The sequence below is a fragment of the Rhodopseudomonas palustris genome (genome assembly GCF_034479375.1).
Taxonomy (GTDB): domain Bacteria; phylum Pseudomonadota; class Alphaproteobacteria; order Rhizobiales; family Xanthobacteraceae; genus Rhodopseudomonas; species Rhodopseudomonas palustris_M.
On sequence record NZ_CP140155.1, the window covers coordinates 1,212,002 to 1,233,347 of the forward strand.

General features: G+C 65.3%; 22 protein-coding genes and 1 tRNA gene. 15 read left to right on the top strand and 8 right to left on the bottom strand.

Annotation, left to right across the window (positions count from 1 at the left end):
* Positions 1-93 precede the first annotated feature (93 nt).
* The 6 genes from SR870_RS05315 (at position 94) to gyrA (ending at position 9,427) form a co-directional block, all read left to right on the top strand.
* On the top strand, positions 94-2,382 hold the full coding sequence (locus SR870_RS05315; protein WP_322516985.1) for a PAS domain-containing sensor histidine kinase: 2,289 nt from the start codon (positions 94-96) through the stop codon (positions 2,380-2,382).
* A gap of 17 nt (positions 2,383-2,399) precedes the next feature.
* A complete protein-coding gene (locus SR870_RS05320) occupies positions 2,400-3,767 on the top strand; it encodes a sigma-54 dependent transcriptional regulator (RefSeq protein ID WP_322516986.1) in 1,368 nt (455 codons plus the stop codon).
* Between the two features lie 37 nt (positions 3,768-3,804).
* On the top strand, positions 3,805-4,662 hold the full coding sequence (locus tag SR870_RS05325; RefSeq protein ID WP_322516987.1) for a D-amino-acid transaminase: 858 nt from the start codon (positions 3,805-3,807) through the stop codon (positions 4,660-4,662).
* A 179-nt stretch (positions 4,663-4,841) separates the two neighbouring features.
* The gene (hfq, locus tag SR870_RS05330) at positions 4,842-5,090 is read left to right on the top strand and encodes an RNA chaperone Hfq (RefSeq protein ID WP_002711839.1); all 249 of its coding nucleotides are present in this window, start codon (positions 4,842-4,844) and stop codon (positions 5,088-5,090) included.
* Between the two features lie 11 nt (positions 5,091-5,101).
* Positions 5,102-6,475, top strand: coding sequence for a GTPase HflX (hflX, locus tag SR870_RS05335; protein WP_322516988.1), 1,374 nt, complete (start codon positions 5,102-5,104; stop codon positions 6,473-6,475).
* 180 nt (positions 6,476-6,655) lie between these two features.
* Positions 6,656-9,427, top strand: a complete 2,772-nt coding sequence (gene gyrA / locus SR870_RS05340; protein ID WP_322516989.1) for a DNA gyrase subunit A — start codon at positions 6,656-6,658, stop codon at positions 9,425-9,427.
* 122 nt (positions 9,428-9,549) lie between these two features.
* On the opposite strand, the gene SR870_RS05345 is transcribed toward gyrA, so the two are convergent.
* On the bottom strand, positions 9,550-9,807 hold the full coding sequence (locus SR870_RS05345; RefSeq protein ID WP_322516990.1) for a hypothetical protein: 258 nt from the start codon (positions 9,805-9,807) through the stop codon (positions 9,550-9,552).
* A 313-nt stretch (positions 9,808-10,120) separates the two neighbouring features.
* Between SR870_RS05345 and coaD the strand changes: the two genes are divergently transcribed.
* From coaD to tgt, 6 genes are all read left to right on the top strand, one after another.
* Positions 10,121-10,618 carry a pantetheine-phosphate adenylyltransferase gene (gene coaD / locus SR870_RS05350; RefSeq protein ID WP_322516991.1) on the top strand — a complete coding sequence of 166 codons (498 nt, stop codon included), beginning with the start codon at positions 10,121-10,123 and terminating at the stop codon, positions 10,616-10,618.
* A 25-nt stretch (positions 10,619-10,643) separates the two neighbouring features.
* The gene (locus tag SR870_RS05355; protein ID WP_322516992.1) at positions 10,644-11,207 is read left to right on the top strand and encodes a peptidylprolyl isomerase; all 564 of its coding nucleotides are present in this window, start codon (positions 10,644-10,646) and stop codon (positions 11,205-11,207) included.
* A 9-nt stretch (positions 11,208-11,216) separates the two neighbouring features.
* Positions 11,217-11,660: a hypothetical protein gene (locus SR870_RS05360; protein WP_322516993.1), complete on the top strand. Its 444-nt coding sequence runs from the start codon at positions 11,217-11,219 to the stop codon at positions 11,658-11,660.
* A complete protein-coding gene (locus tag SR870_RS05365; RefSeq protein ID WP_322516994.1) occupies positions 11,636-12,103 on the top strand; it encodes a peptidylprolyl isomerase in 468 nt (155 codons plus the stop codon). The genes SR870_RS05360 and SR870_RS05365 overlap by 25 nt, the downstream gene beginning before the upstream one ends.
* A 126-nt stretch (positions 12,104-12,229) precedes the next feature.
* Positions 12,230-13,306: a tRNA preQ1(34) S-adenosylmethionine ribosyltransferase-isomerase QueA gene (gene queA / locus SR870_RS05370; protein WP_322516995.1), complete on the top strand. Its 1,077-nt coding sequence runs from the start codon at positions 12,230-12,232 to the stop codon at positions 13,304-13,306.
* A complete protein-coding gene (gene tgt / locus SR870_RS05375; protein WP_322516996.1) occupies positions 13,303-14,436 on the top strand; it encodes a tRNA guanosine(34) transglycosylase Tgt in 1,134 nt (377 codons plus the stop codon). The genes queA and tgt overlap by 4 nt, the downstream gene beginning before the upstream one ends.
* A gap of 17 nt (positions 14,437-14,453) precedes the next feature.
* On the opposite strand, the gene SR870_RS05380 is transcribed toward tgt, so the two are convergent.
* Complete coding sequence (locus SR870_RS05380) at positions 14,454-14,669, bottom strand: hypothetical protein (protein WP_322516997.1); 216 nt, start codon at positions 14,667-14,669, stop codon at positions 14,454-14,456.
* 372 nt (positions 14,670-15,041) lie between these two features.
* Here SR870_RS05380 and SR870_RS05385 point away from each other — a divergent pair, with 372 nt between their 5' ends.
* Complete coding sequence (locus tag SR870_RS05385) at positions 15,042-15,284, top strand: BrnA antitoxin family protein (RefSeq protein WP_322516998.1); 243 nt, start codon at positions 15,042-15,044, stop codon at positions 15,282-15,284.
* Between the two features lie 112 nt (positions 15,285-15,396).
* Here the strand turns inward: SR870_RS05385 and SR870_RS05390 are convergent, their stop codons facing one another.
* Entirely contained in the window at positions 15,397-16,278 is an 882-nt protein-coding gene (locus SR870_RS05390; RefSeq protein WP_322516999.1) for a DMT family transporter, read from the bottom strand.
* A gap of 177 nt (positions 16,279-16,455) precedes the next feature.
* On the opposite strand from SR870_RS05390, the gene SR870_RS05395 reads away from it, so the two are divergent.
* Positions 16,456-16,857 (top strand): RidA family protein, encoded by a 402-nt coding sequence (locus SR870_RS05395; RefSeq protein WP_322517000.1) that lies wholly within the window; start codon positions 16,456-16,458, stop codon positions 16,855-16,857.
* A gap of 78 nt (positions 16,858-16,935) precedes the next feature.
* On the top strand, positions 16,936-17,139 hold the full coding sequence (locus SR870_RS05400) for a hypothetical protein (protein ID WP_322517001.1): 204 nt from the start codon (positions 16,936-16,938) through the stop codon (positions 17,137-17,139).
* A gap of 90 nt (positions 17,140-17,229) precedes the next feature.
* On the opposite strand, the gene SR870_RS05405 is transcribed toward SR870_RS05400, so the two are convergent.
* The 5 genes from SR870_RS05405 to SR870_RS05425 all read right to left on the bottom strand — a co-directional run bounded on the left by SR870_RS05405 (position 17,230) and on the right by SR870_RS05425 (position 21,315).
* A complete protein-coding gene (locus SR870_RS05405) occupies positions 17,230-17,409 on the bottom strand; it encodes a light-harvesting protein (protein ID WP_011503017.1) in 180 nt (59 codons plus the stop codon).
* 12 nt (positions 17,410-17,421) lie between these two features.
* Positions 17,422-17,565 carry a light-harvesting antenna LH1, beta subunit gene (gene pufB / locus SR870_RS05410; RefSeq protein ID WP_011441749.1) on the bottom strand — a complete coding sequence of 48 codons (144 nt, stop codon included), beginning with the start codon at positions 17,563-17,565 and terminating at the stop codon, positions 17,422-17,424.
* Between the two features lie 170 nt (positions 17,566-17,735).
* Complete coding sequence (locus SR870_RS05415; RefSeq protein WP_322517002.1) at positions 17,736-18,326, bottom strand: formyltransferase family protein; 591 nt, start codon at positions 18,324-18,326, stop codon at positions 17,736-17,738.
* Between the two features lie 60 nt (positions 18,327-18,386).
* Positions 18,387-18,462: transfer RNA gene (locus SR870_RS05420), tRNA-Lys, on the bottom strand.
* A gap of 153 nt (positions 18,463-18,615) precedes the next feature.
* The gene (locus SR870_RS05425; RefSeq protein ID WP_322517003.1) at positions 18,616-21,315 is read right to left on the bottom strand and encodes a glycosyltransferase; all 2,700 of its coding nucleotides are present in this window, start codon (positions 21,313-21,315) and stop codon (positions 18,616-18,618) included.
* Positions 21,316-21,346 lie beyond the last annotated feature (31 nt).

A 21,346-nucleotide genomic window follows, 5' to 3' on the forward strand; every position in this document is an offset into this window, starting at 1 on the left:
CCGCGATATTGTCGTAATTGAGCAACAATGTTGTAGGAATGCATCACTTGCCTTTGTGGCGGTGACCCGTCGCATTCATTGATTATTGCCAGAATGACCAGCGCAGAGACGTCGACCCCAACCGTTGACGACCCGTCGATCGCCGAACCGCGCGCCGCCATCTGGCGTCGGCTGCTGGCGCCGATCGCGGTCTGTGTTGCGCTGCTGTCGGCATTCCTCACCTTCGTCGTCCTGACCGGACTGACGCCGATTTCGCCCACCCGGGCCGTCGTCGTCACCTTCCTGCTGATCAACGGCGCCACCATCCTGCTGCTGGTGGCGATCATCGTCCGCGAGGTCTGGAAGATCATCCAGGCCCGGCGGCGCGGACGGGCGGCGGCGCGGCTCCACGTCCAGATCGTCAGCCTGTTCTCGGTGATCGCGGTGCTGCCGGCGGTGCTGGTGTCGGTCGTCGCCAATGTCACGCTCGACCGCGGCCTCGACCGGCTGTTTTCCGGGCCGACCCGGGCGGTGATCCAGAATTCGCTGATCGTCGCCAATGCCTATCTGCACGAGCACGGCCAACTGATCCGCGGCGACATCATCGGCATGGCGAACGACATCTCGCGGGTGCGGCCGCTGTTCGACCAGGACCGCAAATCCTTCCGCGAATTCCTCACCACCGATGCCGCGTCGCGCAATCTTCCCGGCGCCATGCTGATCGACAAGGACCGTAACATCGTCGAGTCGGCGCAGACCGGAATCCAGCGCGATTTCGACACGCCGGCCCCCGAATTCCTCAGCAATGTCGACGACAGCGAGCCGCAGATCGCGGTGTTCATCGAGGCCAATTACGTCGCCGCGGTGATCCGGCTGAAGAGCTTCGACGACACCTTTCTCTACGTCGCGCGGCTGCTCGACCCGCGGGTCGTGGCGCAACTGCGGCAGACCCAGGCGAGCGTCGCCGAATATGCCGAGATCGAATCGCGCCGGCTCGGCGTGCAGGTCGCGTTCGCGCTGATGTTCACCGTGATCGCGCTGACGGTGCTGATGTCCTCGGTGCTGATCGGGCTGAATTTCGCCAACTGGCTGGTGGCGCCGATCCGCCGGCTGATGGGCGCGGCGCAGATGGTTTCGACGGGCGACTTGCACGTTCAGGTACCGGTGTTCAAGTCCGAGGGCGATCTGTCGCAACTCGGCGAGACCTTCAACAAGATGACGCAGGAACTGCGCACCCAGCGCGACGAACTGGTCAGCGCCAGCGATCTGATCGACAGCCGCCGCCGCTTCATCGAGGCGGTGCTGTCATCGGCGAGCGCCGGCATCATCGGCGTCGACGGCTCGCTGAGCATCGGCATTCTCAATCGCTCGGCGGAGAAGCTTATCGGGCATTCGGAATCCGAGACGTTGGGCCATCCGCTGTCCGAGGTGATTCCGGAGCTCGACGAGATGATGGCGACCGCGTGCGAAGGCTCGCAGCGGCTGGTGCAGGGCCAGATCACCATCACCCGCGACGGCCGCGAGCGGATCCTGTCGGTGCGGGTCACGGCCGAGCAGACCGGCCACGCGCGCGACAGCTACATCATCACCCTCGACGACATCACCGAGCTGGTGTCGGCGCAGCGCACTTCGGCCTGGGGCGACGTCGCGCGACGGATCGCGCACGAAATCAAGAACCCGCTGACGCCGATCCAGCTTTCGGCGGAGCGGATCAAGCGCAAGTTCGGCAAGGTGATCATCGAAGACAAGGGCATCTTCGAGCAGTGCACCGACACCATCGTCCGCCAGGTCGACGATATCCGCCGCATGGTCGACGAGTTCTCGCGTTTCGCACGGATGCCGAAGCCGGTGATCGAGGGCGAGGACGTCGCCGACACCGTGCGCCAGGTGGTGTTCCTGATGCGCGTCGGCCATCCCGAGGTCGACATCGAGGCCGACATCAAGGACGACCCGCTGCGCGCCCGGTTCGACCGCCGCCTGATATCGCAGGCGCTGACCAACATCATCAAGAACGCCGCCGAAGCGATCGAGGCGGTGCCGCCGGAGGAGCTCGGCAAGGGCAGGATCGAGGTGGTGGCGGCGCGCGACGGCGACGACGTCGTCATCGACGTCATCGACAACGGCATCGGTCTGCCCAAACAAAGCCGCTCGCGCCTGCTCGAACCCTACGTGACCACGCGCGAGAAAGGCACCGGCCTCGGGCTCGCAATCGTCGGGCGCGTGCTGGTCGACCATGGCGGCGGGATCGAACTCAACGACGCATCCGACATTCGGCCCGGGCAGCGGGGCGCCTGGATGCGATTGCGATTCGCGATGTCCGGGCAGCCCGTGGCACCGCCAGCCGGTGAACCAAAAGCCAAGGCCGGCAACGAACCCAAGATAGAAGCGGCGAACAGCGGCTAGAATGACAGGCTCGACACATGGCGAATGACATTTTGATCGTCGATGACGAAGCGGATATCCGCGATCTCGTCGCCGGCATTCTCGAGGACGAAGGCTTCACGACGCGCACCGCGCGCGACAGCGATTCCGCGTTGGCGGAGATCGCGAACCGGCGTCCGAATTTGATCTTCCTCGACATCTGGCTGCAGGGCAGCAAGCTCGACGGCTTGCAGTTGCTCGAGCAGATCAAGAAGGAGCACGCCGAGGTGCCGGTGGTGATGATCTCCGGCCACGGCAATATCGAAACCGCGGTGGCGGCGATCAAACGCGGCGCCTACGACTTCATCGAGAAGCCGTTCAAGTCCGACCGCCTGATCCTGGTTGCGACGCGCGCGCTGGAGACCTCGCGGCTGAAGCGTGAGGTTCGCGAACTGAAGCAGCAGGCGCCGTCGGCCTCGACGCTGATGGGCCGCTCGGCCTGCATGAACCAGTTGCGCCAGACCATCGAGCGCGCCGCCAAGGCCAACAGCCGCATCCTGATCGTCGGGCCGTCGGGATCGGGCAAGGAGCTCGCGGCGCGCACGCTGCACAACGCCTCCGGTCGCGCCGAGGGACCGTTCGTGGTGATCAACGCCGCCGCGATCACGCCGGAGCGGATGGAGGTCGAACTGTTCGGCATCGAGCCGAACGGCGAGCACGCGCGCAAGGCGGGGGCGCTGGAAGAGGCCCATGGCGGCACGCTGTTCATCGACGAAATCGCCGACATGCCGCGCGAGACCCAGAACAAGATCCTACGGGTGCTGGTGGAGCAGACCTTCCAGCGTTCCGGCGGCACCGCCAAGATCAATGTCGACGTGCGCATCATCTCGTCGACCGCGCGCAACCTCGAAGACGAGATCGCCGAAGGCAGGTTCCGCGAGGATCTGTATCACCGGCTGTCGGTGGTGCCGATCCGGGTGCCGCCGCTGTCGGAGCGGCGCGAGGACATTCCGGAATTGATCGAGTATTTCATGGAGCAGATCTCGGCGGCGACCGGCCTGCCGAAGCGTCAGATCGGGCAGGACGCGATGGCGGTGCTGCAGTCTCATGTCTGGCCGGGCAATGTCCGCCAGCTCCGCAACAACGTCGAGCGGGTGATGATCCTGGCCGGCGGCGGGCCGGATTCGGTGATCACCGCCGACATGCTGCCGCAGGACGTCGGCTCGATGGTGCCGACGATGCCGACCGGCAACAACGGCGAGCACATCATGGGGCTGCCGCTGCGCGAGGCGCGCGAAGTGTTCGAGCGCGACTATCTGATCGCGCAGATCAGCCGGTTCTCCGGCAACATCTCGCGCACCGCCGAATTCGTCGGGATGGAGCGCTCGGCGCTGCATCGCAAGCTCAAGGCGCTCGGCGTCGGCTGAGCGTCGCTTCACCTGAACTCATCACCGGAACTGCCCGATGTCGCGCATCGCCTATGTGAACGGCCGCTATCAGGACATGCGCGACGCCAGCGTGAGCATCGAGGACCGCGGCTATCAGTTCGCCGACGGCGTCTACGAGGTCTGCGAGGTCCGCGGCGGCAAGCTGGTCGACATGCCGCGGCACCTGACGCGGCTGCAGCGATCCCTCGGCGAGTTGCGGATCGCGCTGCCGATGCCGCTGTCGTCGCTGGCGGTGATCCTGCACGAGGTGGTGCGGCGCAATCGCGTGCGCTTCGGCATCGTCTATCTGCAGATCAGCCGCGGCGTGGCGCGGCGCGATCACGGCTTTCCGGTGAAAGCGGTGAAGCCGAGCGTGGTGGTGACGGCGCGCACGATCGATCCGGCCAGGGGCGAGGACAATGCGGCGCGCGGCATCAAGGTGATCACCGTGCCGGAGAATCGCTGGCCGCGGGTCGACATCAAATCGACGGCGCTGCTGCCGAACGTGCTGGCCAAGCAGGCGGCGCGCGAAGCCGGCGCCTACGAAGCCTGGTATGTCGACGGCGACGGCTTCGTCACCGAAGGCTCGTCGAGCAACGCCTGGATCGTCACCAAAGAGGGGCGAGTGGTGACGCGTCCGGACAGCTCGGGCATCCTGTCGGGCATCACCCGGGGCGTGCTGATCGAGGCACTGGAGGCGCTGCAGATCCGGTTCGAGGAGCGTCCGTTCACGCCCGCCGAAGCGGCGGATGCGGCGGAGGCCTTCGTCACTGCGGCGAGCATGATCGTGATGCCGGTGGTCGCGATCGACGGCCATGCGATCGGAAGTGGCACGCCGGGCCCGGTTGCCCGCCGCCTGCGCGAGCAGTTTCACCGATTTGCGGCCTTTTCCTGAATTTTGTGTCCCGCTCGGCACGGCGTCCGATTTAGCTGCTTGCCTAACAAGCACGCGTGCCGTCTAATCTCCCTGTCAGTCTCCGGAGGGGGATCTCAGGGAGGCTGACAACCGAGGCGAAGCTCCGCTAGAGAGACGCGCCGCGGCAAAAAAAGACAATTCCAATTGCGGGAATAAAAATGGCGGCAGACCGCGCACAAAACCTACAAGACACCTTCCTGAACCACGTTCGAAAGACGAAGACTCCTTTGACGATTTTCCTGGTGAACGGGGTCAAATTGCAAGGCATTGTCACTTGGTTCGATAATTTTTGCCTGTTGTTGCGGCGCGATGGTCATTCGCAGCTGGTCTACAAGCATGCGATTTCGACGATCATGCCGGGTGCGCCGATCCAGTTGTTCGAAGGCGGCGAGGATTCACCAGCTTGAGATGGTGCTGATTGGAACCCCGGAGCTTTGACGGGGGCGCCGACCGTCCGCGGTCGGCAGCAGACGGCCAAACCGGGCGTGTGATCGTCGTCGGGCCGTATCTGCGTGTCCGCAAGACCGATCCGGATGCCGGCGGCATCCTTGCGGTGCGCGACAGCGACGCCCGCCTCGACGAGGCGGCGGGGCTTGCGCGCGCCATCGATCTGGAAGTCGCCGAGGCGGTGCTGACGCCGATCAGTCAGATCCGCCCGGCGACCTATCTCGGCAAGGGCAAGGTCGAGGAGATCGTCGGCGTGATCGCCGCGCACGAGGCCGACCTCGTGGTGATGGATTGCGCGCTGTCGCCGATCCAGCAGCGCAATCTGGAGAAGGCCTGGAACGTCAAGGTGCTCGACCGCACCGGGTTGATCCTGGAAATCTTCGGCCGCCGCGCCAAGACCAAGGAAGGCTCGCTGCAGGTCGAACTCGCGCATCTCAACTATCAGCGCTCGCGGCTGGTGCGGTCGTGGACCCATCTCGAGCGCCAGCGCGGCGGCTTCGGCTTCATGGGCGGCCCAGGCGAAACCCAGATCGAGGCCGACCGCCGCCTGATCGGCGACCGCATCTCCCGGCTCGAAAACGAGCTGAAGAAGGTGCAGGCGACGCGTCGGCTGCATCGCGCCGGCCGCCAGCGCGTGCCGTATCGCGTCGTGGCACTCGTCGGCTACACCAATGCCGGCAAGTCGACGCTGTTCAACCGGCTGACCCGCGCCGACGTGCAGGCCGCCGACATGCTGTTCGCGACGCTGGACCCGACGCTGCGTGCCTTGACTTTGCCGCATGGCGGCAAAGCGATGCTGTCCGACACCGTCGGCTTCATTTCCAACCTCCCGACCCAACTCGTCGCGGCGTTTCGGGCGACGCTGGAGGAGGTGCTGGAAGCCGATCTGATCCTGCACGTCCGCGACATCTCGCATGAAGACGCCGAAGCGCAGGAGCGCGACGTCGGCGCTGTGCTGCGCCAGCTCGGCGTCGAGGCCGACGGCGGGCGCATTCTCGAAATCTGGAACAAGATCGACCGCTTCGAGCCCGAACAGCGCGAAGAGCTGGAGAACGTCGCGTCGCGGCGTTCGCCCGATCATCCGTGTTTCCTGGTGTCGGCGGTGAGCGGCGAGGGCGTCGACGAACTGCTGCTGGCGATCGAGCAGCGGCTGGCGGCGTGGCGATCGGTGCTCGATCTGAGCGTCGACGCGGCCGACGGCGCCGGCGTGAGCTGGCTGCATCGCAACGCCGAGGTGCTGTCCAAGGAGCTGCACGACGGCCGTTACGCCATGACGGTGCGGGTCGACGAGACCAAGCGCGACGCCGTGATCGAGCGCTTCGGCGCGGTGCTGCGCGAGGACTGATTTCGCTGCGGCGCCGGCATTGCGGGCCGCTTTGCGGCGGCTCGCTGAGGCCTCCCCGAAACATCCGCTAAGTCATTGGAAAATCGGCGGGAAAAAGCAGCGAAAACGGCTGCGCAAGGGTGGCTTGCGCGACCTCGATGCGCTATATGATTCTGATCAGAATCTGACCGGAAATCACCCTTGTCCGACAAAGACGACGAGAAGCCCGGGGAGCCCAAGGCGCCCTCGGATATCCGCCCCGTATCCATTCTCGACGAGATGAAGCGCAGCTATCTCGATTACGCGATGAGCGTGATCGTGGCGCGTGCGCTGCCGGATGCGCGCGACGGATTGAAACCGGTCCATCGCCGGATTCTCTACGGCATGTACGAGAACGGCTTCGAGTGGAACAAGCCGTATCGCAAGTCGGCGCGCACCGTCGGCGACGTCATCGGTAAGTATCATCCGCACGGCGACCAGTCGGTCTACGACGCGATGGTGCGCATGGCGCAGGACTTCTCCATGCGCGTGCCGCTGATCGACGGTCAGGGCAATTTCGGCTCGGTCGACGGCGATGCGCCGGCCGCGATGCGATACACCGAATCGCGCCTGACCAAGATCGCGCAATTGCTGCTCGACGATCTCGACAAGGACACCGTCGACTATCAGGACAACTACGACGGCTCGTTCAACGAGCCGCAGGTTCTGCCGGCGAAGTTCCCGAACCTGCTGGTCAACGGCGCCGGCGGCATCGCCGTCGGCATGGCGACCAATATCCCGCCGCACAATCTCGGCGAGGTGATCGACGCCTGCATCGCGTTGATCGACGATCCGGCGCTGTCGATCGACGATCTGAACGTCATCATACCGGGTCCGGACTTCCCGACCGGCGGCATCATTCTCGGCCGCGCCGGCATTCGTCTCGCCTACCACACCGGCCGCGGTTCGATCGTGATGCGCGGCAAGGTCGAGATCGAGACCGTCCGCAAGGACCGCGAGGCGATCATCGTCTCGGAGATCCCGTACCAGGTGAACAAGGCCACTATGGTCGAGCGCATCGCCGATCTGGTGCGCGAGAAGAAGATCGAGGGCATCTCCGATCTGCGTGACGAATCCGACCGCGACGGTTTTCGCGTGGTGATCGAGCTGCGGCGGGACGCGGTGCCGGACGTGGTGCTGAACCAGCTCTACCGCTTCACGCCGCTGCAGACCAATTTCGGCGCCAACATGGTGGCGCTCGACGCCGGCCGTCCGCAACTGATGAACCTCAAGGATCTGCTGACGCTGTTCGTCGCGTTCCGCGAGCAGGTGGTGACGCGGCGGACCAAATATCTGCTGAACAAGGCGCGCGACCGCGCCCACATCCTGGTCGGCCTCGCCATCGCGGTGGCGAATATCGACGAGATCATTCGCGTCATCCGCAATTCGCCCGATCCGAACACGGCGCGCGAAACCCTGATGTCGCGCGACTGGCCGGCGGCCGACGTCGCGGCGATGATCACGCTGATCGACGACCCGCGGCACAAGCTCAACGAAGACGGCACCGCGCGGCTGTCGTTCGAGCAGGCCAAGGCGATCCTCGATCTGCGGCTGCAGCGCCTGACGGCCCTGGGCCGCGAGGAGATCTCCGAAGAGCTCGACAAGCTCGCGCTCGAAATCGCCGATTATCTCGACATCCTGCGCTCGCGGGCGCGGGTGCAGACCATCGTCAAGGACGAACTGATCGCGGTGAAGACGGAATTCGCCACGCCGCGCAAGACCGTGATCATCGAGCAGGAAGGCGAGGTCGAAGACGAGGACCTGATCCAGCGCGAAGACATGGTGGTGACGGTGTCGCACGCCGGCTACGTCAAGCGCGTGCCGCTGTCGACCTACCGGGCGCAACGCCGCGGCGGCAAGGGCCGCTCCGGCATGGCGACCCGCGAGGAGGATTTCGTCTCGCGGCTGTTCGTCGCCTCGACGCACACGCCGGTTCTGTTCTTCTCGTCGCGCGGCCAGGTCTACAAGGAGAAGGTGTGGCGGCTGCCGATCGCGCCGCCGAACGGCCGCGGCAAGGCGCTGATCAACATCCTGCCGCTGGAGCAGGGCGAACGCATCACCACGATCATGCCGCTGCCGGAGGACGAGCAGTCCTGGGCCGCGCTCGACGTGATGTTCGCGACCACCGGCGGCAATGTCCGCCGCAACAAGCTGTCCGACTTCGTCGACGTGCGTCGGTCCGGCATCATCGCGATGAAGCTCGACGACGGCGAGGCGATCGTCGACGTGCAGATCTGCACCGAGCGCGACGACGTGCTGCTGACAACTGCCAATGGTCAGTGCATTCGATTTCCTGTCTCGGACCAAAGAGACGGCAAGGAATTCGGTGTCCGAGTCTTCCAAGGTCGTTCATCCATGGGCGTGCGCGGCATTGCTCTAGCGCCCGAGGACAAGGTGATCTCGCTTAGCATCCTGCGCCATCTCGACGCCAACTCGGACGAGCGCGCGGCCTATCTGCGCCGCGCCAATGCGGTGCGCCGCGGCGGCGTCGAGGAGCGGGCGGCGGTGGAGGACGAGTCCGCAATCGTCGAGGGCGAGGAGGCCTCGGTCGGAGCGATCGAACTCGGCGAGCAGCGCTATGTGGCGATGTCGGCGTCCGAGCAGTTCGTGCTGACGATCTCGGAGAACGGCTACGGCAAGCGGACCTCGTCGTTCGAGTACCGCACCACCGGCCGCGGCGGCAAAGGCATCGTCGCGATGTCGGTCAACAACCGCAACGGCAAGCTGGTGGCGTCGTTCCCGGTGGAGGATTCGGACCAGATCATGCTGGTGACCGACAACGGCCAATTGATCCGCTGCCCGGTCGAAGGCATCCGCGTCGCAGGCCGCTCGACCCAGGGCGTGATCGTGTTCGACACCGCCGACGACGAGAAGGTGGTGTCGGTCGAGCACATCCCCGAGGCGGAAGAGACCGACAACGGCAACGGCGGCTGATCGGCCGCCGTAAGGCCAAGCAAAGCACGAATCGAAAGGCCCCCGGCGGGCACACCGAGGGCCTTCGAAGAGCGCCCCTGGAGGGATGGCGCTTGGGTGGTTCGTCAGCTAACGCACGAGCCTCACGGACGTTCCGCAGTCACAAGACGGGCTTCGCGGACCGGGGCGGTGCGGGCGGCCGCGTTGCGCAGGCAGGACGGCTCGAAATTCGGCCAGGCCTGTTCCGAACAGCTGGTTCCGAGCGGGCGGATGTCGAGCCGGTCGCCCTTTGCGAGCGCGACCGGAACGCTGGCTTCCACGCGCGGCGCAAAACCCGGGAGAAGGGTGAGGGCGGCAGCCATGAAGGCTGCGACGGCGACTATGGAAAGAGCCTTGATCATCTTGGTCCCCTGTCGTCGGGCCTTGCGACCCGTTGGTTTTTGTCGCTTCCCAATGCCGGTGGTGTACCCAAGGCCGGTTTCAGAACATCTTCGTCGCTGCACCAATTGGTTTCGTGGCGACGCAAATTTGTTTCTCCGGTAAAGGCTCCGTGAAACACTGCGCGTAAAACCGTAATGTTTTCAGCGACCCACCTGTCGCGGAATAGACGCGCGAGGTGGCCTTCCGGTTCGATCCGCAGAGCGAAATAAAACCCCGGACCGGGCCGGAACCAGATCGGCTTGCGGGCATCGGGCCGCCGCGCTAGACGGGAGCATGTCCCGTATCGCGCTGTATCCCGGCTCCTTCGATCCCGTCACCAACGGCCACCTCGACGTCGTCCGCCATGCGGTCGCGCTGTGTGACAAGCTCGTGGTGGCGATCGGCATCCACCCCGGCAAGAAGCCGCTTTTCACCACCGAGGAGCGGCTGGTGATGGTGCGGACGGTGTTCGAGCCTGTCGCCGCGGCCGCTGGTTGTGCGTTCGATTGCACCACCTACGACAATCTCACGGTGACCTCGGCGCAGCAGGTCGGCGCGACGCTGATGATCCGCGGCCTGCGCGACGGTACCGATCTCGACTACGAAATGCAGATCGCCGGCATGAACGAGACCATGGCGCCGGCGATCCACACGGTGTTTTTGCCGGCCTCGGTCGGCGTGCGCCCGATCACCGCCACACTGGTGCGGCAGATCGCTGCCATGGGCGGCGATGTCTCCGCCTTCGTGCCGCCGGATGTCGCGGCCAGTCTGAAATCGAAATTCGCCGGCTAGCCGGCTTTTGCAATCCGGAGTTTCCATGATCCGTTTGATGGGTATCATCGCCGCGCTGGTGTTCGCGCTGCCGGCGCTGGCGCAACCGCTTCCCGCCAGCCTCGACAAGCAGAACGCCATCGTCATCGACAGCACCAAGGGCCGCATCGTGATCCAGCTCCGGCCGGACATCGCGCCGCAGCACGCAGAGCGCATCAAGCAGCTCGCCCGCGACGGCTTCTACAACAACGTGCCGTTCCATCGCGTGATGGCGGGCTTCATGGCGCAGACCGGCGACGGCGAGAAATTCAACGGCACCGGCGGTTCGAAATATCCGAACCTGAAGCAGGAGTTCTCCAAGGTGCCGTTCAAGCGCGGCATCGTCGGCATGGCCCGGCGCGGCGACAGCGTCGACAGCGCGAACGCGCAGTTCTTCATCATGTTCGACGACGGGCCGAGCCTGAACGGGCAGTACACCGTGATCGGCGAGGTGGTGTCCGGCATGGATGTCGTGGACAAGCTGAAGAAGGCCTCGGCCGGTTCGCCCGGCGGTTCGGTGACCGACCCCGACAAGATGGTCAAGGTCCAGGTCGCCGCCGACGTCAAGTAAGCGGCCGACATGCCGCCGCGCCGACAGTTCGTTGTCGCGGCGGTGCTGATCGCCTCTGCGATCGGCGCATCGAACCGCGCTGCGCTCGGGCAGGAAGCGCGGATCGACAATCTCGACGGGCTGTTTGCGGCGCTGAAACAATGCTGGCGTCCGCCGCAGCTCACGCCCGGCGATCCGGGCAAGCAGATCACGGTGCTGGTGAGCTTCAAGCGCAGTGGCGAGATCCTCGGCAAGCCGCGGATCACCTTCGAAAGTGCGACTACGCCGGGATCCGACAGTCTCGCCTATCGGATCGCGGTGATGGAGACATTGCAGCGGTGCACGCCCTTGCCGTTCACGCAAGGCATGGGCAACGCCGTCGCCGGACGTCCCTTCACGCTGCGGTTCGACGATCGCAGATCAATCCCCCAACCGAACGAGAAGAGAGCATGGCTGACAACGACAACATCCTGATCCTCGAAACCACGCAGGGCGAGGTCAAAATCGAGATGCGTCCCGATCTGGCGCCGAACCACGTCGCCCGCATCAAGGAACTGGTGCGCGAGGGCTTCTACGACGGCATCGTGTTTCATCGCGTGATCGAGGGCTTCATGGCGCAGACCGGCTGCCCGCAGGGCACCGGCACCGGCGGCTCCGGCAAGAAGCTGAAGGCGGAGTTCAACAAGGAGCCGCACGTCCGCGGCACGACCTCGATGGCGCGCGCCGCCAACCCGGATTCCGGCGACAGCCAGTTCTTCATCTGCTTCGACGACGCCTCGTTCCTCAACAACCAGTACACGGTGTGGGGCAAGGTGATCGAGGGCATGGAGAACGTCGACAAGATCAAGCGCGGCGAGCCGGTGCAGAGCCCCGACAAGATCGTCAAGGCGACGATGGCCGCCGACGCGGCGGCTTGAACTGCTGAGGTCGGCTCCTGACGCCGACGGCGCCACATAGAAGGTGTCATGCCCGGGCTTGACCCGGGCATCCATCTTTCGAAGAGGATGGATCGCCGGATCAAGTCCGGCGATGACGGATACCGGATGCGCACCGATCTGTTCGACTTCGACCTGCCTGCCGAGAACATCGCGCTGCGGCCGGTGAGCCCGCGCGATGCCGCGCGGATGCTGGTGGTGCGCCCCGGCGCGGCGCCGGAGGATCGCATCGTGCGCGACCTGCCGGCGCTGCTGCAGCCGGGTGACCAACTCGTCGTCAACGATACGCGGGTGATCGCGGCGCAGCTCAGCGGCCGTCGGATCGGCCGCACGACCGAGCCGAGGATCGAGGCGACGCTGATCAAGCGGCTCGACGGCTCGCGCTGGCAGGCGCTGGTCAAGCCGGCGAAGAAGCTCGCCGAAGGCGACGTCGTCCGCTTCGGCCATGACGGCCGGGTCTGTCTTCTCGGCCATCTCGACGCCACGGTGGAAGCCAAAGGCGACGCCGGCGAAGTGACGCTGGCTTTCGTCTTTCACGGGCCTGCGCTCGATCAGGCGATCGCCGAACTCGGCGCGACGCCGCTGCCGCCCTATATCGCCTCCAAGCGCGCGCCCGACGATCAGGACGCCGCCGACTACCAGACCATGTTCGCGGCCAACGAGGGCGCCGTCGCTGCGCCGACCGCGGGACTGCACTTCACGCCGGAACTCGACGCGGCATTGGCCGCGCGCGGCGTGACGCTGCACCGGGTGACGCTGCATGTCGGGGCAGGGACCTTCCTGCCGGTGAAGACCGACGACACCGCCGAGCATCGCATGCACGCCGAATGGGGCACGATCAGCCGCGACACCGCCGAGGCGCTGAACGCCGCGCGCGCGCAAGGCGGGCGGATCGTCGCGGTCGGCACCACCTCGCTGCGGCTGCTGGAAAGCGCGGCGCGCGACGACGGCACGATCGCGCCATTCGCCGACGAAACCGCGATCTTCATCACGCCGGGCTACAAATTTCGCGCGGTCGACGTGCTGATGACCAATTTCCATCTGCCGCGCTCGACGCTGTTCATGCTGGTGTCGGCATTCTGCGGGCTGGAGACGATGCAGGCGGCCTACCGCCACGCCATCGAATCCGGCTATCGGTTCTATTCCTATGGCGACGCCAGCCTGCTGTTCCGGGAGCCCGCATGAGCGTGCCGAACCATTTCGACCTGCTCGGGACCGACGGCGCGGCCCGCACCGGGCGGCTGACCACGCCGCACGGCGTGGTGCGCACGCCGGCCTTCATGCCGGTCGGCACCGCGGGCGCGATGAAGGGGCTGCACTGGCGCGAGGTGCGCGACGCCGGCGCCGACATCGTGCTCGGCAACACCTATCATCTGATGCTGCGCCCGGGCGCGGAGCGGATCGCCGCGCTCGGCGGGTTGCAGCGCTTCACCACCTGGAACGGCCCGATGCTGACCGACAGCGGCGGCTTCCAGGTGATGTCGCTGGCGCAGCTTCGCAAAGTCTCCGAGCAGGCGGTGAATTTCCGCTCGCATATCGACGGCGCCGCGATCGAGCTGTCGCCGGAACGCGCCATCGAGGTGCAACTGCTGCTCGGCAGCGACATCGCGATGCAGCTCGACGAATGCGTGCGGCTGCCGGCGGAGCGGGCCGACATCGAGCGCGCGATGCTGCTGTCGCTGCGCTGGGCCGAGCGCTGCAAGCGCGCGTTCGAACGGGCACCCGAAGGCCACATGCTGTTCGGCATCGTCCAGGGCGGCGACGTGCCCGAACTGCGCCATGCCAGCGCGCGCGGGCTGATCGAACTCGGCTTTCACGGCTATGCGATCGGCGGCCTCGCGGTCGGCGAGCCGCAGGAGGTGATGCTGGCGATGATCGAGGAGGCGGCGCCGATCCTGCCGGCCGACCGTCCGCGCTATCTGATGGGCGTCGGCACACCCGAAGACATGCTCGAAGCGGTAGCGCGCGGCATCGACATGTTCGATTGCGTGATGCCGACCCGGAACGGACGCCACGGCGTCGCGTTCACCCGGTTCGGACCGGTCAATCTGCGCAATGCCCGCCACGCCGACGATCCGCGCCCGCTGGACGAGGCGAGCAACTGGCCCTCGACCCGCAACTGCTCGCGGGCCTATCTGCATCATCTGGTCAAGTCAGGCGAAACGCTCGGCGCGATGCTGCTGTCTGAGATCAACATCGCGTACTATCAGCGGCTGATGCGCGACATGCGCGAGGCGATCGCGTGCGGTACGTTCGAGACGTTCCGGATGCAGACCCGAGCCGACTGGGCGCAGGGTGATATCGCCCCACGATGACGAGCGCGCGGCTGCGATCAGTTACAGGCGAAGCGCTTCAGCGAGTGCTTGGTTACGAAGCCGTAGCCGCAGGTGTCGCAGGTCCAGAGATAGCTGACGATGCTCTCTTTGACGAACGCGGAGGCTTCGGCTGCGACCATCGAATCCGCGCAGACCGGGCAGATCGGCAGATCGCATCCACGCGGTGCAGATCGAGGGGCTTTGGTCGACAGGACTTCAGCAATCGCTGGCATCGTGACCTCCTCAGCATCCAGTGGTTGGGACATCGAGTGTACGCCCGTCCATTCACGCGCACCCGGCGAGCGAACCATCCGAGTTGCACGAACTATACACCAGGAACTCTGACGATGTCGCAACACAAATGCGGTGGTTTGAAGAAATCGATTCTGCAATGCAGCGCAGGCGGCGTATTGTCGGTTATCGCTCTGCGACAGGCCTCAACTTCATCTACGCCGCTTCACCGCGCATTGCCGAGTGCAATGCATCGTGAACGGTTCGTTACCACGCCGGTGCGACTCGCGGCAGTATGTGCCGTTGCGCTCGTTCCGTGATCGATCCGCCAGCCGTCGATACAACTCACTCAAGTCACTCATCGAGAGGACGTCATGTCTCAGCCGCCACGCCGCCCGCGCACATTGAACGATGCCCGCACCGAAGCCGAAGCCGCCTTCAAGAAGGCGACGACCAAGCCGGTCGAAGCGCCGGTGGTTCAGAAGCGGGCGCTGCCCGGCATCAAGGAAATGGTCTCGCTGCGGATCGATCAGGACGTGCTGGAGCATTTCCAGGGCGACGGGCCCGGCTGGCAGGATCGGATCAACGCGGCGCTGCGCAAGGCCGCAGGGCTCTGACGCCGCGGTCCACGGCAGCGTTTTGGCGAAGTGGACACCGGTTCGCGTGAAGAAAACGCGTGAAGGAAATAATCCGGAGCTTCGGTTCGGATTCGATCAGAACCGGAGAATTCTAGACCTCGGAACGCGCGGGTGCGGCCGTCCGCACGGCGCGCAGGTTGAGCAGATTGCCGGAGAGGATCAGGATGGCGCCGAACACGGTGTAGGCGTCGAGCCGTTCGCCGTAGAGCAGCCAGCCCGCGGTCGCGCTCAGCGGCACCCGCAGGAAGTCCATCGGCACCACCACGGTGGCGTCGGCATAGGACAGCGCCCGCGCCATGCAGTAGTGCGAGAACGTGCCGGAGAACGCGATCACCACGATCCAGATCCACGCGTAGTTCGACGGCCACTGCCAGACATACAGCGCCGGAATAAAACCGAGCGCGGACTGAATGATCAGCATCCAGAAGATGATCGTCAGGGTGCTGTCGGTCCGCGTCAGCGACTTGACCAGCGTGATCGTGACGGCGAAACCGAGCGCCGCGCCGAGCGCGATCAACTGGCCGGGCTCGATTGCGCCCGCGGTGGGGCGGACGATCACGAAGACGCCGACAAGCCCGAGCGCGACAGCCGCGATCTTCCAGACGTTCAGGCGCTCGCCCAGGAAGGTCGCCGCCAGGATCGCGATCCAGATCGGCATGGTGAACTCGATCGCAACCACCTGGCCGATCGGGATCAGCGTCAGCGCGAGGAACCAGCCGAGCTGCGCGACGTAGTGCACCAGATTGCGGGCGAGGTGCGACAGCGGTCGCGCCGTCGACATTGTGGCGAAGCCGCCGGCGGCGCGTATCAGCGGATAGAGCATCGCGAAGCCGATGACGGAGCGCAGTTCCATCACCTGGAAGACGTTCAGCTCGCGCAGCGTCTCACGGCCGGCGACCGCGATGATCACCATCAGGCTGAGCCAGCCGGACATCCACAGCGCGGCCATCCTCTTCGAAGGTTGTCGGGTCATCGGCGGATTGTTCTGCTGTTCTGATCGCCAAGCGTTTCCACCTGCTCTATCGGCGACCGTGCCGGGATTGGCAACCCGCGCGAACGTAGATCGGCGTGGTTGATTTTCGGCGGCTCCTGTGCCCGACTAGGCGGAAGAGCCGCGCAAGCCGGCTCGCAGACAAAGGGAGGATGAGTGATGCGGACCTTGCAGCCGGCCGACTGGACGAAGCCCCGCGGATTCTCGCACGGCGTTGCCTTCATCGGGCCGGGCCAATGGCTCGTGCTGGCCGGCCAGACCGGCACCAACGACAAGGGCGAGTACGAATCGGACGATCTCGCCGACCAGGTCGGCGCGGCCTTGAAGCGGATCGTCACGCTGCTGGCCGAGGCCGCCGCAGGACCGGAGCACATCGTCCGGCTGACCTGGTATCTCACCAGCCGCGAGGACTACGCCGCCGCCGGTCCCGGCATCGCCGCGGCTTGGCGCGACACGCTCGGCCGGCATTTTCCGCCCTCGACCTTGCTCTACATTTCCGGACTGGTCGATCCGCGCGCCAAGGTCGAAATCGAGGTCACCGCCTTCGTGCCCGCGAGATAGCGCGGCAGGCCGCGAACCGCCCTTGCAAGGAACCCGGCTTTCGGTCAACAAGCCGCCAGCTTGCAAGGAGTTCGATCGATGACCCAGCGTTCCACTTCGGCGGATTTCGTCACCGCCTTCGCCACCGGCTGGCCGGAAAACCAGCCCGATGTGATGATACTGTCGCTGACGACGCAGAAGGGCGTGCAGGACTTCGCGCTGACCAAGGAGCAGGCGCTGCTGGTCGCCAAGACGATGAAGCGCACTGCGACGCAATTGGCAGCGCCGAAGGGGCAGGCCTGAGCGGCCGCGCCTTCCCGAAGCGCCGTTCCAACAAAAAACCGGGCTCCCATATGGGAGCCCGGTTTCGTAGCGAAGCTCGAATGAGCCGAATCAGCCGACGTTGACGGTCGAGGTGATCGCCGCGGTCTTGCCGTTCCAGTACTTCGGGAACCAGGTGGTGTTGCTGAGAACAGCGGCGTGCACCAGGATCGCGATCACGGTGACGCTGCCGAGCAGCAGGGGCAGGCCGACGGTCGGGCTGACCACAGTCCAGATTCTACCTTGATTCATGGTCAATACTCCTTAGTGCAGCCAGGGCGAGTAAACGTAGGCGAGGAAGTGAGCGACGATCGCGATCGCACCGAAAATGCGGGTGCCATCGATGACGTGCTTGTGGAGCTCTTCCGACTCCTCGACCGACAGGCCGGTCAGCGTCTTTTCAGCCATTTTGAAAACCTCAAACGAGTTGTTCTGTGAATCGAACGGCCGCAAGCAGCGTTCGATGGGCGCACTATGGTCGCGAGCGGGGGCGGCCACATTGAGCAGGAACAATTTTTCGTGAGTACGAAAGTCGTAGGTGCGGCCTTAACCGGTAACGAGATGACGATCAACTTGCGTCAAATTGTCGTTCGGGGCGCTCGCGTGGCGAATCGTTCGTCTTGCGGCTGCGCCGGCAGCACCGAATGGGCGCGGGCGTGGTCGATCACCTCCGCCAGCAGCTTGATCCCGAGCGGCGCCAGCGCGCGTTCCCATAGCTCCCGGGCGGTCTCGCCCTTCTGCACGAAGCACCATTCCTGCAGCGCGATCGCGCCGGCATCCATCCGGTCGGCGAGGTGATAGACCGTGCCGCCGGTGATCGGGTCGCCCTCGCGGATGGTCCATTCCACCGCGGCGATGCCGCGGTGCCGCGGCAGCAGGGACGGATGATAGCCGATGCCGCCGAGCCGGGCCGACGCCAGCGCGTCGCGGCCGACCCGGGCATGGCAGTGCGCGGCGACGATCAGGTCGGTGTCCGGCGCGATCTCGTCGGCGGTGACGAGCTTGGGGCTGGCCTGCACCGTCACCGCAATCCCGGCCGCCTCGGCCGCCAGAGCCAGCCGGTCGCCGCCGTCCGCCACCACCACGCGCGGCACCGCGACGCCACGGCTGCGCAGCATCTCCAAAGTGGCCACGCCGAAATGTCGCGAGCCGACGAGGGTGATGCGCATGAATTCTGTGGTCCAGGAGGATCGGGATGGGCGAAGCGACTGCACCGGAATCGGTCAGTGTGGTGAGCGCGGAGGGACTCGAACCCTCGACCCCATGATTAAAAGTCACGTGCTCTACCGGCTGAGCTACGCGCTCACGTGCCGCGCTGTGTAGGGGGCGGGGGCGCGCGGGTCAATAGCCGAGGGCGGGGTGAATGTTCCCCGCTTGTGACGAATTGGTCCGAGCACACAGATATTTACGGCCGGCTTTTCGTCCAAGCAATCAGCCGCTGGTGCGCCTGAAAAGTCCTCAGGCGGCGTCGTGGTGGATTTCCTGGGCGACCTTCTGCCGCGCCGGGATCGCCGGCGGCAGCGTCACCGGCCTCAGTCCGATCAATTCGGCGGTGCGGACCCGGGTGTCGGTCCACCACTGGAACGAATTGATTCGCGAATTCTCGAGGATCGCGATCACCACCGCCGCCAGGAACGGCAGGCTCTGCAACACCAGCACGCCGGCGAAGATGTAGATCTCGTGGATCTGGCGGAAGGAGTTCGAGGCGATCAGGACGCCGGCGCCGATCAGCAGCAGCACGCCGATCACGGCCTCCCAGAATGCCTGGAATTCGACCGACATCAGGGTCAGGCCGCCCTTCGAGGTGCGGGCGAAGGCGAGGTGTTCGGTGATCAGGCCCTGCGCCACGGCGCGGGACACCGTCCACTGCACCGACATCGCGGCGATCATGGCGCCGAGCATCCGCGGCGCGTTGATCTTCACCCGCAGCCGATACAGCACCACGAAATGCGCCAGCGTCACCACGAAGGACGCGATGATCGGCAGCGTCAGGATCTTGTCGGGAATCGCGATGTCGGCGAAGGCGACGATCGGCACCCAGATCAGATTGAGGATCGCCACCACCACGCCGAGGCTTTCGGCGCCGAGCCAGTTCAGCCAGCCGAGGCCGAATTCGCGCTTCTGATCCTGCGACAGGCGGCTGTTGCCGGGCAGAAAGCGGCGCCAGTGCTTCTTGATGATCTGGAAGCCGCCATAGGCCCAGCGGTGGCGCTGCTTCTTGAACGCCTCGTAGGTGTCCGGCAGCAGGCCGTAGCCGTAGCGGGTGTTGGTGTAGTGGGTGAGCCAGCCGTGCTCCATGATCTCGAGGCCGAGGTCGGAGTCCTCACAGATGGTGTCGCTCGACCAGCCGCCGGCCATGTCCATCGCGGCGCGGCGGATCAGGCACATCGTGCCGTGCACGATGATGCCGTTGACCTCGTTGCGCTGGACCATGCCGATGTCGAAGAAGCCGGCATATTCGCCGTTCATGATGTAGTGCATCAGCGAACGATCGCCGTCGCGATGCTCCTGCGGCGCCTGGACCAGACCGACCCGCGGATCGTCGAACGCCGGCACCAGATCCTTCAGCCAGTCCGGCGTCACCACATAATCGGCGTCGATGATGCCGATGATCTCGGCATCGGCGGCGGTGCGCTCCATCGCGATGCGCAAGGCGCCGGCCTTGAAGCCCTGCACCTTCTCGGCATTGATGAACTTGAAGCGCTCGCCGAGTTCGCGGCAATGATCCTGGATCGGCTGGGTGAAGGTCGGGTCCGGCGTGTTGTTGATGATGACCACGCATTCGAAGTTCGGATAGTCGAGCTTGGCCACGGCATCGAGCGTCTGCTTCAGCATCTCCGGCGGCTCGAAATAGGCCGGGACGTGGATCGACACCTTGGGGAAGTGCACCGGCTCGCCCTTGGCCAGCGCCGCGGCCTGCGTCTTCTCCTGGGCTTCGGTCATCGCGCGGGTGATCAGCCGCCGCGGCTTGCGGCCGAACGCGACCACCGCGATTTCCTCGATCCGCGCCAGCGCGATCGCGACCAGCGGCACCAGCAGGATCATGCCGAGGGTCAGTGCGAAGGCCGAGCCGAACAGGAAGTAATGCCCGGTCCAATAGCCGAACACGGTGGCGACCCAGGCGCCGACGCCGTGCGCGGCCGACGACAACAGCAGCGTCTGCATCGCCGTGGGGGCGGCGAGCTGCAGGATCGGCAGCGACAGCAGGATGCCGACCAGCAGCGCGATGCCGGCGAGCTTCCAATAGGCCGGATCGACCACCGGGCCGGTCCAGGCGAATTTCGGCTTGCGCGAGGCGTCGAGGATTCCCCAATACGGACCGACGCCGCCTTCGAAGAATTTCCACGGCTGATCGATCGCCTCGACGATGTTGTATTCCATCCCGATGGCTTCGGCGCGGCTGACGAAATTGCGCAGCGTCACCGCCTGTTCGAACGGGCCGGGGATCGCCGATTTGAGATTGTAGCCCGCGCTCGGCCAGCCGAATTCGGCGATGACGATGCGCTTGCCGGGGAAGGCGTCGCGCAGTTTCTGGTAGATGATCAGCGCCTGATCGACCGCCTGCTTGTCCGAAAACCCTTCCCAATAGGGCAGGATGTGCGCGGCGATGAAGTCGACCGAGGACGCCAGTTCGGGATTCTCGATCCAGATGTTCCAGATCTCGCCGGTGGTGACCGGGACGTTGACCTGGCTCTTCACGCGCTGGATCAGGTTGATCAGGTCCTCGACCTTCTGGTCGGCGCGGTAGATGGTTTCGTTGCCGACGACGATGCCGTTGACGTTGCTGTTGCGCTTGGCGAGCTCGATCGCCGCCTGCATTTCGCGCTCGTTGCGGTCGGTGAACTTGTCGATCCAGGCGCCGACCGTGACCTTCATCCCGACTTCATTGGCGATCGGCGGCACCAGCTCGACGCCGCCGGTCGACGAGTACAGACGGATTGCCCGGGTCATCGGCGACAGCGTCTTCAGGTCGCTGCGGATTCGCTCGGCGCTCGGAATATTGTCGACGTCGGGATGCGCCGAGCCGTCGAACGGCGCGTAAGACAAGCTCGGCAGAATGCCGGTGAAGTCGGGAGCTTTCTGTTTGTCCCTGAGGAGGCCCCAGAGACCGGCGTGAGCGGCAATGACCAACAGCAGAACAGCGACGACGGCGCGCATCGCGACTAAACCATACGGGGGCCAGATGGCT

Bases quoted from the DNA above. Each gene is read 5' to 3' on its own strand.
- queA (WP_322516995.1), top strand. From the start codon at position 12,230: ATGCGCACCGATCTGTTCGACTTCGACCTGCCTGCCGAGAACATCGCG.
- SR870_RS05360 (WP_322516993.1), top strand. From the start codon at position 11,217: ATGCCGCCGCGCCGACAGTTCGTTGTCGCGGCGGTGCTGATCGCCTCT.
- SR870_RS05355 (WP_322516992.1), top strand. From the start codon at position 10,644: ATGATCCGTTTGATGGGTATCATCGCCGCGCTGGTGTTCGCGCTGCCG.
- tgt (WP_322516996.1), top strand. From the start codon at position 13,303: ATGAGCGTGCCGAACCATTTCGACCTGCTCGGGACCGACGGCGCGGCC.
- SR870_RS05320 (WP_322516986.1), top strand. From the start codon at position 2,400: ATGGCGAATGACATTTTGATCGTCGATGACGAAGCGGATATCCGCGAT.
- SR870_RS05425 (WP_322517003.1), bottom strand. From the start codon at position 21,315: ATGCGCGCCGTCGTCGCTGTTCTGCTGTTGGTCATTGCCGCTCACGCC.
- SR870_RS05385 (WP_322516998.1), top strand. From the start codon at position 15,042: ATGTCTCAGCCGCCACGCCGCCCGCGCACATTGAACGATGCCCGCACC.
- pufB (WP_011441749.1), bottom strand. From the start codon at position 17,565: ATGGCTGAAAAGACGCTGACCGGCCTGTCGGTCGAGGAGTCGGAAGAG.
- SR870_RS05415 (WP_322517002.1), bottom strand. From the start codon at position 18,326: ATGCGCATCACCCTCGTCGGCTCGCGACATTTCGGCGTGGCCACTTTG.
- SR870_RS05345 (WP_322516990.1), bottom strand. From the start codon at position 9,807: ATGATCAAGGCTCTTTCCATAGTCGCCGTCGCAGCCTTCATGGCTGCC.
- hfq (WP_002711839.1), top strand. From the start codon at position 4,842: ATGGCGGCAGACCGCGCACAAAACCTACAAGACACCTTCCTGAACCAC.
- SR870_RS05400 (WP_322517001.1), top strand. From the start codon at position 16,936: ATGACCCAGCGTTCCACTTCGGCGGATTTCGTCACCGCCTTCGCCACC.
- SR870_RS05325 (WP_322516987.1), top strand. From the start codon at position 3,805: ATGTCGCGCATCGCCTATGTGAACGGCCGCTATCAGGACATGCGCGAC.
- SR870_RS05390 (WP_322516999.1), bottom strand. From the start codon at position 16,278: ATGACCCGACAACCTTCGAAGAGGATGGCCGCGCTGTGGATGTCCGGC.
- SR870_RS05315 (WP_322516985.1), top strand. From the start codon at position 94: ATGACCAGCGCAGAGACGTCGACCCCAACCGTTGACGACCCGTCGATC.
- coaD (WP_322516991.1), top strand. From the start codon at position 10,121: ATGTCCCGTATCGCGCTGTATCCCGGCTCCTTCGATCCCGTCACCAAC.
- SR870_RS05365 (WP_322516994.1), top strand. From the start codon at position 11,636: ATGGCTGACAACGACAACATCCTGATCCTCGAAACCACGCAGGGCGAG.
- SR870_RS05405 (WP_011503017.1), bottom strand. From the start codon at position 17,409: ATGAATCAAGGTAGAATCTGGACTGTGGTCAGCCCGACCGTCGGCCTG.
- SR870_RS05380 (WP_322516997.1), bottom strand. From the start codon at position 14,669: ATGCCAGCGATTGCTGAAGTCCTGTCGACCAAAGCCCCTCGATCTGCA.
- SR870_RS05395 (WP_322517000.1), top strand. From the start codon at position 16,456: ATGCGGACCTTGCAGCCGGCCGACTGGACGAAGCCCCGCGGATTCTCG.